Origin of the sequence: Sabulibacter ruber (genome assembly GCF_017355955.1) — a bacterium.
GTDB classification, from domain to species: Bacteria; Bacteroidota; Bacteroidia; order Cytophagales; family Hymenobacteraceae; genus Nibribacter; species Nibribacter ruber_A.
In genome coordinates this window covers 562,763-577,499 of record NZ_JAFFID010000003.1, presented here as the reverse complement: position 1 = coordinate 577,499, position 14,737 = coordinate 562,763, and the positions used below count along the sequence as shown (strand labels likewise).

14 protein-coding genes are annotated in these 14,737 nt (G+C 50.9%); 12 read left to right on the top strand and 2 right to left on the bottom strand.

The window, feature by feature from the left end; genetic code table 11:
* Window positions 1-275 precede the first annotated feature (275 nt).
* On the bottom strand, window positions 276-986 hold the full coding sequence (locus JT719_RS17955) for an ABC transporter ATP-binding protein (RefSeq protein ID WP_207435034.1): 711 nt from the start codon (window positions 984-986) through the stop codon (window positions 276-278).
* Between the two features lie 382 nt (window positions 987-1,368).
* Between JT719_RS17955 and JT719_RS17950 the strand changes: the two genes are divergently transcribed.
* Window positions 1,369-2,745, top strand: coding sequence for a sigma-54-dependent transcriptional regulator (locus JT719_RS17950; RefSeq protein WP_207435033.1), 1,377 nt, complete (start codon window positions 1,369-1,371; stop codon window positions 2,743-2,745).
* The gene (locus tag JT719_RS17945; RefSeq protein ID WP_207435032.1) at window positions 2,735-4,123 is read left to right on the top strand and encodes a sensor histidine kinase; all 1,389 of its coding nucleotides are present in this window, start codon (window positions 2,735-2,737) and stop codon (window positions 4,121-4,123) included. The genes JT719_RS17950 and JT719_RS17945 overlap by 11 nt, the downstream gene beginning before the upstream one ends.
* A gap of 398 nt (window positions 4,124-4,521) precedes the next feature.
* Here JT719_RS17945 and trxA read toward each other — a convergent pair whose 3' ends face one another.
* On the bottom strand, window positions 4,522-4,830 hold the full coding sequence (gene trxA / locus JT719_RS17940; RefSeq protein WP_207435031.1) for a thioredoxin: 309 nt from the start codon (window positions 4,828-4,830) through the stop codon (window positions 4,522-4,524).
* 193 nt (window positions 4,831-5,023) lie between these two features.
* On the opposite strand from trxA, the gene JT719_RS17935 reads away from it, so the two are divergent.
* The 10 genes from JT719_RS17935 (at window position 5,024) to JT719_RS17890 (ending at window position 14,690) form a co-directional block, all read left to right on the top strand.
* Window positions 5,024-6,232 carry an alpha/beta fold hydrolase gene (locus JT719_RS17935; RefSeq protein WP_207435030.1) on the top strand — a complete coding sequence of 403 codons (1,209 nt, stop codon included), beginning with the start codon at window positions 5,024-5,026 and terminating at the stop codon, window positions 6,230-6,232.
* Between the two features lie 235 nt (window positions 6,233-6,467).
* Entirely contained in the window at window positions 6,468-7,280 is an 813-nt protein-coding gene (locus JT719_RS17930) for an enoyl-CoA hydratase/isomerase family protein (protein WP_207435029.1), read from the top strand.
* A 175-nt stretch (window positions 7,281-7,455) separates the two neighbouring features.
* Window positions 7,456-7,905 carry a sterol desaturase family protein gene (locus JT719_RS17925; RefSeq protein ID WP_207435028.1) on the top strand — a complete coding sequence of 150 codons (450 nt, stop codon included), beginning with the start codon at window positions 7,456-7,458 and terminating at the stop codon, window positions 7,903-7,905.
* 29 nt (window positions 7,906-7,934) lie between these two features.
* Complete coding sequence (locus tag JT719_RS17920; RefSeq protein WP_207435024.1) at window positions 7,935-8,831, top strand: MerR family transcriptional regulator; 897 nt, start codon at window positions 7,935-7,937, stop codon at window positions 8,829-8,831.
* A 428-nt stretch (window positions 8,832-9,259) separates the two neighbouring features.
* Window positions 9,260-9,775, top strand: a complete 516-nt coding sequence (locus JT719_RS17915) for an RNA polymerase sigma factor (RefSeq protein WP_207435021.1) — start codon at window positions 9,260-9,262, stop codon at window positions 9,773-9,775.
* Between the two features lie 146 nt (window positions 9,776-9,921).
* A complete protein-coding gene (locus JT719_RS17910; RefSeq protein WP_207435020.1) occupies window positions 9,922-11,430 on the top strand; it encodes a phytoene desaturase family protein in 1,509 nt (502 codons plus the stop codon).
* Between the two features lie 2 nt (window positions 11,431-11,432).
* Window positions 11,433-12,281 carry a phytoene/squalene synthase family protein gene (locus tag JT719_RS17905; RefSeq protein ID WP_423227980.1) on the top strand — a complete coding sequence of 283 codons (849 nt, stop codon included), beginning with the start codon at window positions 11,433-11,435 and terminating at the stop codon, window positions 12,279-12,281.
* 86 nt (window positions 12,282-12,367) lie between these two features.
* Window positions 12,368-12,811 carry a hypothetical protein gene (locus JT719_RS17900; protein WP_207435019.1) on the top strand — a complete coding sequence of 148 codons (444 nt, stop codon included), beginning with the start codon at window positions 12,368-12,370 and terminating at the stop codon, window positions 12,809-12,811.
* 234 nt (window positions 12,812-13,045) lie between these two features.
* On the top strand, window positions 13,046-13,891 hold the full coding sequence (locus tag JT719_RS17895) for a 4-hydroxy-3-methylbut-2-enyl diphosphate reductase (RefSeq protein WP_207435017.1): 846 nt from the start codon (window positions 13,046-13,048) through the stop codon (window positions 13,889-13,891).
* A 94-nt stretch (window positions 13,892-13,985) separates the two neighbouring features.
* Window positions 13,986-14,690, top strand: coding sequence for a fatty acid desaturase (locus tag JT719_RS17890; protein WP_207435016.1), 705 nt, complete (start codon window positions 13,986-13,988; stop codon window positions 14,688-14,690).
* The last annotated feature ends 47 nt before the right edge of the window (window positions 14,691-14,737 follow it).

Below are 14,737 nucleotides of genomic sequence, written 5' to 3'. Positions count from 1 at the left end.
TTCTAAAAGAGAGCGCTTCTAAGCAATTCTGAGATGGTTAATTCTCTTTGTTCCGCTGGCGCGAGCGTCCCGCTCGTGCCACACGCATTCTGGATGATTCTCACTCCTCTCTGTCATCTTGGAAAGATCTTGTGGGCGAACTAGAAAGGCGTTGAAGAAACGACGCTACCGTTGGTCCACAAGATCCTTTCAGGATGACAAAATAAATAAGAGCGTTCGGCAATTTGCGCGGACACGAGCGGGACGCTCGCGCCAGCGGCATCATTTCTTATCGTCTACAATTCGTTTACCAGCACTTTCTCGCTTTGCCGTTGGGTAATGCTCTCCGTTACAATCTGGCCGTCTAGCAGGCGGATGATGCGGTGGGCGTAATCGGCATCGGAAGGGGAGTGGGTCACCATTACTACGGTAGTACCGGCTTCGTTCAGGGCGCTGAGCAGTTCCATCACTTCGCGGCCGTGGGCCGAGTCCAGGTTACCAGTGGGCTCATCGGCCAGGAGCAAAGCCGGTTTTCCTACTACTGCCCGGGCAATGGCCACGCGCTGCTGCTGCCCGCCCGAAAGCTGCTGCGGGAAGTGGTTGCGGCGGTGGGCAATCTGCATCTGTTCCATCACCTGTTCCACCCTTGCTTTCACCTCAGAAGAAGGTAATTTCTGGTACAGCAGCGGCAGTTCAATGTTTTCCTGCACGGTGAGCTCGTCAATCAGGTTAAAGCTCTGAAATACAAACCCGATGTGCTTTTTCCGCAGATCGGCGCGCTGGCGCTCGGTGCACCGTGAAACTTCCTGGTCCAGAAACCAGAACTCGCCGCCGTTGGGGTTGTCCAGCAGCCCTATGATGTTCAGGAGCGTGGATTTGCCGCAGCCCGAGGGACCCATAATGGCCACAAACTCACCTGCTTTGATCTCAAAGGAAAGGCCGTTCAAAGCCGTGGTTTCCACTTCATCGGTGGTGTATTTCTTCTGGAGTTGTACAGTTTTCAGCATAGGATTCAAGGAGTGAATGTCTGATTGAGTGACTGAGTGAATGAAGTACTAAATGGATTTCCTGTTTATAGGCCGATTTTCTGGAAATCAGCCCGGAAACAGGTAGCTCATCGCTGTGTAGCTCTCCAAACGGAATGCCAAAATTGGTAAATTGCTGTAAGATAGGTTTTTACCAAGGTGGCGTGGTCTGAACTTGTGCCAAAGTGCACGGTTTCGTACATTTATTCGTCTGCAAGCGTACACCGCGGTTTTGAGCCAGTTTTCCCGGTTTTTCCTAAGTTTTTGGAAAACAGGCAGTAAACGGCGGTTTCTGTGCGGTTCCGGACAACTGGCACCTTCCTTGTAGACCATCGGCGTAGCCAACCCTCAATTACTTTGCCTTATGAGCAAAATGAACTGCCGCATTCTCATTGTGGACGACCAAGAAGACATTCTCACGGCCGGACGTATCTTCCTGAAGCAGCACTTCTCGCATGTGCGCACGGAGATTAACCCGCAGAAACTCCCCGATCTGCTCCTGAAAGAGCCCTATGACGTGATTTTGCTGGACATGAACTACACGGCCGGGGCCACCTCCAGCCGCGAGGGTCTGGAACTGTTGCAGAAGATTCTGGAAGTAGACCCGCAGGCCGTAGTGGTGATGATGACCGCCTACGGCGATATTGACCTGGCCGTGCAGGCTCTGAAACTGGGCGCGATGGATTTTGTGGTGAAGCCCTGGCATAATGAGAAATTGCTGGCTACCATGATCTCGGCGTGTAAGCTCAAGGAGTCTACCAATGAGGTGCAAAACCTGCGATCCAAGCAACAGCAGTTGAGCCAGGTCCTGAACCAGGCGGGCGTGGAACTGATTGGCAACTCGCCGGCCATGCAGCGCGTGTACCAGACCCTGGAGAAAGTAGCCGCCACCGATGCCAACGTGCTTATTCTGGGCGAAAACGGCACCGGCAAGGAAGTTGCCGCCCGTCTGCTGCACCGGCTCTCCTTGCGGGCCAAAGAGGTGTTCATTCCCGTAGATCTTGGCGCCGTAACCGAGACCTTGTTTGAGAGCGAACTGTTTGGGCACGTGAAAGGCGCCTTCACCGATGCCAAGGAAGACCGTGCCGGCCGCTTTGAGGTAGCCTCCGGCGGTACGCTGTTCCTGGACGAGATAGGCAACCTGAGTTTGCCGCTGCAGGCCAAACTGCTTACCGCCCTCCAAAGCCGCCAGGTAACGCCGGTAGGCTCCAATCGGCCGCGGCCGGTGAACATCCGGTTGGTGAGCGCCACCAACATGCCGCTGTACGAGATGGTGAAACAAGGCCGCTTCCGGCAGGATTTGCTCTACCGCATCAATACCGTAGAGATTCAATTGCCGCCGCTGCGCGAACGCAAAGAAGACATTCAGCCGCTGGCCGAGCACTTTCTGGCTTCTTTTTCCAAAAAGTACCAGAAACCGAATCTGAAGCTGGACAAGCAGGTCTTGCAGAAACTCATGGGCTATTCCTGGCCGGGCAACATCCGGGAACTGGAGCACACCATGGAACGGGCGGTGATCATGTCTGAGCCCGGCAAGCTGCTGCCTTCAGATGTATATTTGGCCGAGCCATCGGCGGGGGCTTCGGTCTCGCTGGATGTGGAGCCTACGTTAGGCAACGTGGAGAAAACGCTGGTGCAGCAGGCGCTGCTCAAACACAACGGCAACATCACGCACGCCTCCAAAGAACTGGGAATCACGCGCACTGCTTTGTACCGTCGCATAGAAAAGCATGGTCTATAACTACTTCAATGTACGGGTAGCCCTGCGGGTGCTGCTGCTGGCGCTTACGTTGTTGGCGGCGGTGTACGTGGGGTTTGTGCACCGCTGGTATATTTCGTTGTTCTGCCTTTTGGTGCTGGCCACAGGTCAGGTGCTGGAGCTGATTGAATACGTGCAACGCACTAACCGTGACCTCATCCGGTTTTTGCTGGCCATCCGGCACTCAGATTTCACCCAACGCTTTACCGTGGAAGGCGCTCCGCCCCAGTACCGGGAGCTGCACCGCATGTTCAACGACATCACCGGGGCGTTCGGGCGCATCAAAGCCGAAAAAGAAGCCCATCACCAGTACCTGCAGGGCGTGGTGGAGCACCTTCGCATTGGCCTGATCACCTTTGATGCCGATGGCCACATCCAGCTCATGAACAAAGCTGCCCACCGGTTGCTGGATCTGCCGTTTCTGCAGAACATCCACACCGTGGAACGTTTGTATCCGGCCCTGGCCGAGGTGGCTTTCGCGGAGCCTACCAATGAAGCCAAATTGATCCGTCTGCGGCAACTCACCGAAGAAGTCTTGCTCACGGTGCACGTGACCAGTCTGCGTCTGCAGAACCAGGAAGTCAGGATTATGTCTTTCCAGAACATCCGGTCAGAGATGGAAGCGCAGGAGCTGGAATCTTGGAAAAAGCTCATCAGCGTGCTCACCCACGAGATTATGAACTCCGTGACGCCCATTATCTCGCTCACCTCCTCTATCAGTGATCTGGTGAAAGCCGAGCTAGCCCCCGTCACCGAGGCCGGAAACCTGGACGAAGACACCATGGAAGACCTGCAACTGGGGCTGCGCACCATTGAAAACCGTACCCGGGGCATGCAGCGCTTCGTGGAAAATTACCGCCGCTTAACACGGGTTCCGCCCCCGCACGTAGAAGAACTTTCTTTGCAGGCACTCTGCGGACACGTAGGCCGCTTGATGGAGGCCCAGGTGAAAAACACCAATATCTCGTTTACCCTGCAGTTACCGGATGAACAACTCTGGCTTTCCGCCGATGCAGAGCAGTTGGAGCAGGTTTTGTTGAATTTGCTGAAAAACGCCATGGAATCCTGCGCCACAGTAGCCGAGCCCAAAATGATTTTGCGCGCTTTGCAGGACCATAAACAGCCGCACACCGTCAGGATAGAAGTTTCAGACAACGGGCCAGGAATACCACAGGAATTGCAGGAGCAGATCTTCATCCCGTTCTACACCACCAAACCCGATGGTTCCGGTATCGGGCTAAGCTTATCCCGGCAGATCATCCGGCAGCACGGCGGCGCTTTGCACGCCACCTCCACGCCCTTCGTGCAAACCACCTTCTATCTGACTTTGCCCCTGGTAAAGGAAGAGAAGCAGGATTAACCAGTAGCAGGATTGCCCAGGATTGAAAGGATGAACAGGATTGTAAGTACAATTCTTAACCAGAAGGATTGTGCAAGATTCTGGAATGTTAGTGGGGATTTAGAGCTAAACTGGTTGTATAAAGAGGATTTAACCGCTTAATACAAAAAGATATAAAAAGATGGCGCGAGTCTCCAGACTCGTGCCTATGGATGTGGGTAGTCTCCAGACTACCCTCGCTGCTTTTGCAGCGAAAACGGATTTGCTAATCCTCACTTTTTAGTTGAGGTTCCCGCGAGTCTGGAGACTCGCCTCATCCGCAGGGCACGAGTTTGGAGACTCGCGCCAGAAATACCAGAAATCTCTAAAGTGGGCCTGTTTACATCCTGTTTTCAGAAAAACAAGCCGTAAATCTCTCTTTACCGTAAATGCTGTTGCACTACCTGACTGAGCATGTGCGCGGGAACTACCCCAGACTGACGCCAGAGTTGCTTGCCCTGGTGGAAAAGTAACAGCGTAGGAATGCCTTGGATGCGATATTGCTGGGCCACGGCTGGGTTCTTGTCTACATCAATCTTAATCACTTTCAGTTTTCCGGCGTACTGCTGGGCTACCTGCTGCAGAATGGGAGCCATGGTTTTGCAGGGCCCGCACCAATCGGCGTAAAAGTCTACCAGAACCGGCATGCCCGGGCTACTAATCAGTTCCTGAAATGATTTCTTGGCCATAGTCTTGCAAAGATGTTGGATGGTTGCAAGCAAGTATACGGAAAAGGACAATTCCGGGTGGGCACCTGCCCGTATAATCAAATTCGTTTCAGTTGTGTTTAAGAGAAAACAAGCTGAAAACGTGTGGGTTAATCGGAACTTTAGCACATCCCAGAACCTTTCTATTTATATCTTACCAATGACAATCAACGCTTTGAAAACTATATTTTTTTCTGTCTTACTAGCTTTTACCTCCTGGTTCTCTTCCTGCAAAGAGTCTGAGGTATTAGAGGAAAAACAGATACAAGCTCCCGAGAAAGACTTGCTGGTGTCGGTGGAGAAACTGACCATCATTCCGGCAGCCGGTCTTCAGGAGATTGCCAATACCAACGGCCGGTCTGAGCTGGCCGCCCTCATCAAATATGACGTGGATGTATACCGGATGGTGTACCTCACGCAATACAACGGGCAGGAAATCCAGGCCTCGGGGCTGATGGTGGTGCCGTTGAACATGTCGGCTCCGGGGCCAATCCTGAGTGCCCATCACGGAACCACGTTTGATCAGAAATACGCTCCCAGCAACTTCCAGATCAATTCCCTAACCGGTTTTGAGCCTTTTGGCGCGGCCGGTTACCTAACCCTGGTGCCAGACTTTATTGGCTATGGCGTTTCCCGGCAGATACTGCACCCGTACTATGACCTGAAACACTCCGGCACCGCCGTGGTAGACATGATCAAAGCGGGTAAATCGTTTTTCTCGAAAAACAACATCAAAACTACTGGTCAGTTGTTCCTGGCGGGTTACTCAGAGGGTGGCTATGTAACCTTGGCGGCCCAGAAAGAGATTGAGGAGAATCCGGATCATGGCTTAACGGTGACGGCTTCTGGCGCGGGAGCCGGGGGTTATGACCTGGAAGGCATGTTGAGCCGGGTAATAGGTGGGCAGCCGTATGAATACCCGGCTAACCTAGCGTTCATTCTACAGGCGTATAATACCACCTACGGCTGGAACCGCCCGCTCACCGATTTCTTCCAGGAGCCTTATGCCACCCGTATTCAGGAACTCATTGACGGAACCCGCACCAGTAGCTCTATCAACAGCGCGCTGGCCAAAGATCCGGCGAAGTTGTTCAATCCGGCTTTCCTGACCGCTCTGCGCGGAAACGGCGAGCAAGCCCTGAAAGAAGCCCTGAAACGCAACAGCCTGAAGAACTTCGTGCCCAAGAGCCCAACCCGTCTGTACCACGGTACCGCGGATATCATGGTGCCGTATGACAACACCGTGAGCACCTACAATGCCATGAAAGCGGCGGGTGCCCCTGACCTGAAGTTCATTTCCATACCGGGTGGTGGCCACGGCAGCAGTCTGGAGCCTATGATCAGGGATTTGATTCCCTGGATTGAAGGCTTCAGGAACCAATAAAATACTTTTTCTTACCCAAAGAAGTTATTATAAACCCAGCCTCTGAGGAGGCTGGGTTATTTTTTCTTTTACTCCTGAGCACCCTCTTTTCAGCAACATTTTTTACAGTCTTACTGGGCAGGTGCAACTCCCTGGCAGGGAGAGGAATCACTAGTATAGACAAGCACTGAAGAGAAGGTAAAAGGGCAGACCAAATATTTTTCATCTTTCACCCTAATGCTTCGTAGAAAGAACCATGGAACACTTACAAACAACAATCAAAGAAGCACTTACTCTTCAATACATAGATTACCAAATCAAAGATCGGGTTGGGTTTATCACGTTGAACAGGCCAGAGAAACGGAATGCGCTGAACGCCCAGATGGTATCTGAGCTGAAACTGGCCTTTGATCATGCAGAGAACGAGGAGGAATGTAAGGTAATAGTGCTCAGGGCAGCCGGACCGGTATTCTGCTCCGGCGTAGACCTGGAATACCTGCACGAACTGCACCATGATTCTTACCACGAGAACCTGGAAGACTCTGCCCACCTCATGCAGCTTTTCTACCTCATTTACACCCTCAAGAAAGTAGTCATTGCCGAGGTTCAGGGGCACGCCATTGCGGGCGGCTGCGGGTTGGCCACGGTGTGTGATTTTGCCTACACGGTGAATTCGGCCAAATTTGGCTATACCGAGGTGAAAATAGGTTTTCTGCCTGCTTTGGTAAAAGTGTTCCTGCTGCGCAAGATAGGGGAGGCCCGGGCCAAAGAACTGCTCTTGACCGGCGACTTGATCTCGGCCGAAAAAGCTAAATCTTTTGGGTTGGTGAACGAGGTGGTGCCAGAAGAGCAGTTAAGCGAGCGCGTTGCTGCCTTAGCCCAGCGGCTTTGCGTGGAAAACTCTGGCAACGCCATGGAAGTAACCAAGGAAATGATTGCCCATGTGCAGGAACTGCCTTTAAGAGATGCCCTGGAGTACGCCACGGAGCGGAACGCCCTGGCCCGTGCCACCGGTGACAGCCAGCGTGGCATCCAGTCGTTTCTTGCCAAGCAACCCATTACCTGGTAAAAGAGAGGAAAACTGTGCGGGAGGTGCTTCCGTTTAAAAGTGCTGTTAGCGGAAAGCGCCAGAAAGTAGTAGATTTCTGGCGCTTTTTGTAAGCTGCAACCCCTACGTAAGGAGTTCTTACACCACTTTTCTGATTTCTTAAAAAACAATTAGCCAACCTGTTGGTTGAGAGAATATGCTGACGAACGCGGCGATAGTAATAGGAACCTTTGTTACCATGGAGCTGGTGGCGTGGAGTGTGCACAAATACGTGTTGCACGGTTTCTTGTGGAGCATCCATAAGTCACACCACACCAAGCACAACCACATCTTTGAGCTGAACGATGTCTCGTTCATGTTCTACGGCGTGATTGCTGCTCTGTGCTTCATTTATGGGACGGAGACGCTGGACTATCGGTTCTGGATTGGCGTAGGTATCTCGCTGTACGGCGCGGCTTACTTCCTGGTGCATGATTTGTTTATCCATCGGCGGCTCAAGCTGTTCGGGAAAACAAAGAACACCTACTTCAGGGCCTTAGACATAGCGCACAAAGTCCACCATAAAACCAAAGGGAAAGACGGCTCAGAGTCATTTGGCATGCTCTGGGTGCATCCTAAGTTCTTTCGTATTGCCCGGAAGCGTTAACTTTACGTTTCGTTTCTAAACTCTCTCCTGTGGCGCATTACTCTATTAAAGAGTTAGAGCATTTGTCGGGTATAAAGGCCCACACTATTCGTATTTGGGAGCAACGGTACCAACTGTTGGCCCCAAAGCGGACTACTACCAATATCCGGTACTACGATGATGCAGACCTGAAGAACCTGCTCAACGTGGCTTTGCTGTACCAGGAAGGATATAAGATCTCCAAAATAGCCAGATTGATGCCCGAGCAGGTGGCCCGTGAGGTCCTGAAACTGACCGAGGCCGATCTGGGCAAGGACCAGTTCATCAGTCAGTTGATTGTGGCCATGGTGGAGATGGACGAAGGGCTCTTTGAGCGGGTGTTGGGCAGAGCCGTGCTGCAACTGGGGTTTCCCGCCTCGGTAAAACAGATCATCTATCCTTTCCTGAACAAAATTGGCTTGCTGTGGCAGACCGGAAACATTACGCCGGCCCATGAGCATTTCATCAGCCAGCTGATCCGGCAGAAAATGCTGGTGGCTATTGACGGGCAGGTTCTCAGCCGCACGTCAGACGCTCCCAAAGTGCTGTTGTATTTGCCAGAGGGTGAGTTGCATGAGCTTTCGCTGCTCTATTCGCATTACCAGTTTAGGGCAGCGGGCTGCCGTACCTTATACCTTGGCCAGCATTTGCCCTTGTCTGATCTGGTGAAAGCTGCCCAGCAGTTCAACCCAGATTATATCTGCTCTGCCTTTACCACCACGCCGCCCCGCTCAGAAGTAGAAGAATACCTGCAGCAGTTACTCAAAGAAGTACCAGGCACAGAGTTATTGATAAGCGGCTATATTTTGCATAGCATGAAAGATAGCTTGCCTAAGCGGGTTATGTATTTTGAGAAGATGGAGGAATTTGAAAAGTGGCTGGCCCGTTTCAACACCGCCCATGCTTAAACCAGGTAATCGTTTTGTTTCAATTTTCCTGCGCAATCCTTCAACAGTCAACGCTATTTAATCTTCCATAAACTGGTTATGGATTGTTTTTAAGGTGTTTCCCTGAAAACAGCCTCAAAACCGCCGCTGGGTGAATCTCATTCTTTAAGTTGCTCTGCAAAAAGCAGCTATCCTTTCCTAAAATCCTGTTTAAAACGCCTGCAGGTGGTTCCTGCCTCATTTTTGTCCTCTCGCCCAAACTTTTACAGGTGGTGCTTGGGGGTGAGCGCTTCTGCTATGGCTTCTTAATTCAGCCTTGTTTCAGCTTAGAATATTAATATGCTTCTTTAGGAGTGTTTATTCTTAAGAAAAAAAGTTTGAACAAAGATGGCTTTAATAAATTTGTTTGCGTAAAATTGTTTAACGTTTGATATTAAAGGTTAAACAAAATGACTGCACTAGAATTTACCTCCGTAGTAGAGCGCATGGCGCCCACCCTCCGTCCGGCCGCGTACAACCTGACTCGTGATAGTGATGATGCGAAGGATTTAGTGCAGGAAACCCTGCTGAAGGCTTTCGTGAACAGAGACAAGTTCAAGGCAGGGACAAACCTGAAAGCGTGGTTGTACACCATCATGCGCAACACGTTCATCAACCATTACAACAAAATCACCAAGCGTAGCAGCAATGTGGATACAACTGAGTATATTCAGTTCCACCCTTCAGATGAGCGCATGATCGCTGTGAATGGTGCCGCTGGTGAGTTCGCCTTGAAAGACATCAATGATGCCATTGAGAAGCTGCCCGAGGAATTGCGTTCGCCTTTCATGATGTACTATGTGGGCTACAAGTACTTGGAGATTGCTGATCAATTGAAACTGCCCATTGGAACCGTGAAAAACCGGATTCACCTGGCCCGCAAAGAATTGAAACAGGAACTGAAGGTGTACGCCTTCGCTGACTAGTTCCTGAACCTATACCTTAAAGCCTTGCCGCCCAACAGGGGAAGCTTGCTTTAGACAGAAACCGGAGAAATTCTAGTATTTAGTTTCTACTATATTCTAGTTTTTACGTATCTGTACTGACCTCTACAATTTGACACACCTTTACCATGCATGATTCTCCCAAAACCAAAGCAATTGTCATAGGAGCCGGATTCGCCGGGTTAGCCGCCGCTGCAAGTCTGGCCCAGGCAGGTTATGCCGTGACACTGCTGGAGAAAAATGACGTGGCCGGGGGAAGAGCTCGGGTGTTTCAAGCCGAGGGGTTCACCTTTGACATGGGCCCCAGTTGGTACTGGATGCCAGACGTTTTTGAGCAGTTTTTCCAGAAATTCGGGAAAAGCACCTCAGATTACTACCAGTTGCTTCGGCTAGATCCATCGTACCAGGTGCTGTATGGCAAGGGAGATGCCATTGAACTGCCCGCCAGCATGCCAGAACTGGAGGCCCTGTTTGAGTCTTTAGAGCCTGGTTCTGCCGAGAAACTAAGGTTATTCCTGAAACAAGCGGCCTATAAATATGAAGTGGGCATCAATAACCTGGTTTACAAACCCAGCCGGTCGTTCACGGAGTTTATAGATGTAAAGCTGCTGGTAGACGTTCTGCGCCTAGACGTGTTTCAGTCTATGCACAAGCACGTGCGCAAGTACTTCAAGCATCCGCGGCTCATCCAGTTGATGGAGTTTCCCATTCTGTTTCTGGGGGCTTTGCCCGAAAATACGCCGGCCCTGTACAGCCTTATGAACTACGCAGACATGGCCTTGGGCACCTGGTACCCCATGGGAGGCATGCACAAGATTGTGGAGGGCATGGTAGCCTTGGCAAAGGAGCAAGGGGTAGACATTAGGCTGGGGGAGGAGGTGCAGAAGTTGGAACTACAGAACGGACTTATCTCTAAGGTAGTGACGGCCAAAGGCACCTACGAGCCAGAAGTGGTGATTGGCGGATCAGATTACCACCACGTAGAAACACAACTGTTACCCGCCGAAGCGCGTAGTTATACGGAAAAATACTGGGATACCCGTGTGATGGCACCTTCGTCGCTCATTTATTACCTGGGCGTAGACAAAAAGCTACAGGGCCTTCGCCACCACAACCTGTTTTTTGACGAGGATTTTGGGCCGCACGCCCATGAGATTTACACCCAACCTGCCTGGCCCAAGAAACCCTTGTTTTACGTGTCTGCCCCTTCTATAACAGATGCCTCTGTGGCGCCTGAAGGAAAAGAAAATTTGTTTATCTTAATACCCGTTGCCCCTGACCTTCAAGACACTGAAGAGATGCGGGAACATTATTACCAGATGGTGATGGAGCGACTGGAGCGAATCATGGGGCAGGACATCCGGCGCCATGTTGTCTTTAAGCGTTCTTACGCCCACCAGGATTTCATGAAAGATTACCATGCGTTCAAAGGGAATGCGTACGGGCTGGCCAATACCTTGCTGCAAACGGCAATGCTTAAGCCCAGCCTTAAAAGCAAAAAAGTACGCAACCTGTTTTACACCGGGCAATTAACCGTACCGGGCCCCGGGGTGCCGCCTTCCCTTATCTCCGGGCAGGTAGTGGCCTCAGAAGTCCAGAAAGAGTTTGCCCCGCAGGAAACCACTTTAACCGTTTGAAGATGACGCAGTCGCCCATGAACTTGTTTGATACCACCACCCTGGAGTGCAGTAAGCTTATTACGCAGCGGTACAGCACTTCCTTCACGCTGGGGATCAAAACCATGCATCCGCGCTTTCATGACCCCATTTACGCCATTTATGGGTTTGTGCGCTTCGCCGATGAGATAGTGGATACCTTCCACACCCATGACAAGGCCGCCCTGCTGGAGCGTTTCAGACAAGAAACCTACCAGGCCATTGAAGAAAGAATCAGCCTGAACCCGGTACTGCATGCCTTTCAGATAGTGGTGAACCAGTATGGCATTGATTTGGAGTACATAGATGCCTTTCTGCACAGTATGGAAATGGACCTGCTGGACCACAAATATGACTGCGATTTGTATGATGAGTACATCTACGGCTCGGCCGAAGTAGTAGGGCTGATGTGTTTGCGGGTGTTCTGTGAAGGCGACGAGGCGATGTTTGAGCGTTTGAAAGCCCCCGCCTGTTCTTTGGGTGCTGCATTCCAGAAAGTGAACTTCCTGCGCGACATCCGCAGTGATTTCCATGACCGGGGCCGTGTGTATTTTCCGCAGGTAGATTTCATCTCCTTCTGTAACAAAGACAAAGAAGAGATTGAAGCCGATATTCAGAAAGACTTTGACGATGCCTACCAAGGCATTCTAGGCCTGCCGAAGGGCGCACGATTGGGAGTTTACCTGGCGTACATCTACTATTTGAAGTTATTTAAAAAAATTAAGGAACTCCCGGCTGCCCATATTATGGCAGAACGCGTAAGAGTGCCTGATAATACGAAACTAGCCCTATTGCTGGGTTCGTACATTAGGTACCAGTTTAATACAATCTAATGCAGATACTCGCTACTCTTATATCGCTTTGCCTTGTATTTGTTCCGTTTTCCCAAAAAACGGATCCGTACGCCCATTCAACTCTGTTGAATTATTACCAGACAGCAGCCAAGGACGAAGCAATTGCCAAGAAGTTTATCAGCCTCATGGACAAGTACCAGGGGAATGATCCACTCAAACTGGGCTATAAGGCTGTATCACATGCTATTATGGCCAAGCACGTCTGGAGCCCAATCAATAAAATCAAATACCTGCGGCAAAGCGCAGCGGTTTTTGAGCAGGCCGTGGCCCTGGACAAACAAGACCCTGAGGTACGCTTTCTGCGGTTTTCCATTGAAAATTACATTCCGCGCTACCTGAACATGAGCCCGAACCTGGAAGAGGATAAAAAGGTGTTCATGGCCGCCATCCTGAAACACCCACGCTCAGGAATCTCTTCTGAGACCGTTAAAATCATGCGAGACTTCCTGTTACGCAAAGACCTGCTTACGGAGCAGGAGCAAAAGCAGGTGGCTAAATTGAATTTATGAGCTATCTCCTTTTGGACTTGTGTTTCATGGTTTGACCGTTGATATCTTTTGGCAAACTAGGGTATGCCATGCTAACTGGCAGTACTTGTGTTAGGAAAATCTGAGCAGGCGGTAAGTGGCGTATGTTGCAGTGCCCATGAGCTTACAGTTGAATATCATTCTGTTGGGTGAATATTTTAAGCAAAAATCACAAGTGCGTGCAAACAAACCGATGAGGGAATTTGTTTAACAGATATGCGTCAGCTACAGGTACATATTGATTCAAATTCGGGCTTCTGCTTTGGGGTGATCTACGCCATCCAGATGGCCGAGGACTTGCTGGAAGAACAGGATTACCTGTACTGCCTGGGCGATATTGTACATAATGACGAAGAGGTGGAACGCCTCCAGAAAAAAGGCTTGCGCATCATCACCCACGACACGCTGAAAACGCTCCAAAACGAATCGGTGTTGATCAGGGCCCACGGGGAGCCGCCCTCCACCTACCAGACCGCCCTGGAGAACAATCTGACCTTGGTTGATGCTTCCTGCCCGGTGGTACTGAAACTTCAGAATCGCATCAAAACCTCCTTCGACAAAAAAGACAAGATTTTTATCTACGGAAAGCATGGCCACGCTGAGGTGGTGGGTTTGTTGGGCCAGACCAACAATGAGGCAGTAGTGTTTGAGAACCTGGACGAACTGCTCCGCCATGAGTTACCCCAAAACATCACGCTCTACAGCCAAACCACCAAAAGCACCGATAATTTCTACCGTATCAAAGGCGAGTTGGAAAGCCGTGGGTACTCAGTAGACGCCAATGATACCATTTGCCGGCAGGTTTCTAACCGTGACAAGGAATTGCGCTTGTTTGCCCGCAGGTTTGACAAGGTGGTGTTTGTGTCCGGTACCAAATCCTCTAACGGCAGGGTGTTGTACCAGGTCTGCAAAGACACCAATCCTAACACGTACTTCGTATCAAAAGTAGAAGAACTGAATCCAGAGTGGTTTTCTGAGGGAGATACCATTGGGGTTTGCGGGGCCACTTCTACGCCCATGTGGCTGATGGAAGAAGTACGGGAGGCGCTTTTGACCTTTTAAGGGCACCCGGTACTTTCCGTTCAGCCTTCCCTTCGGTCCACACCAAAAGATTCGATACCTTCGTAATCAGAGAGCACACCAAGTAGTATCCGTTTTGAGCCAGTTTTTTAGAAAACACACCGGAATCATCATCGCGCTGGTTATCCTGCTGGCTTGGAGTAGTACGCTGTGGGTTCTGCTGCACTGGAAGGTGGATTTTGCTTCGCCGTTCACTTATCTGGCCGTGCTGGTGATGATGCATTTGTACACCGGCCTTTTCATTACGGCCCATGATGCCATGCATGGGGTAGTAGCGCCCGGAAACAAAAAGCTCAATACCATCATCGGTACCATTACCGCCGGGCTTTTCGCGTACAATTATTACGGACGCCTTTACCCCAAACACCACCTGCACCATCGGCACGTCGCCACCGAGGAGGACCCCGATTACCACGGCGGCAACTTCTTTCTTTGGTTCTTCAGTTTTGCCAGCCAGTACATAACAGTATTTCAGGTGCTTTTGATGGCGGGCACGTATCACTTGCTGCAACTGTGGTTTCCGGTGGAGAACATCATCCTTTTCTGGATGGTCCCCTCGGTATTGGCTACGTTCCAGTTGTTTTACTTCGGGACCTATCTTCCGCACCGCGGAGAGCATGAGCCTGACAACAAACACAAATCCGGCACCCAGAGCCGAAACCATCTTTGGGCCTTCCTGAGCTGCTACTTCTTCGGGTACCATTATGAGCACCATGACAAGCCCTATCTTCCCTGGTGGAAGCTCTACCAGGAGAAAGACCGGCTGGTGAAAGGGAAGTAGAGATTTTGGTCTGGTTTCTGAGAAACAGGCCAAAAACAAAAATCGGG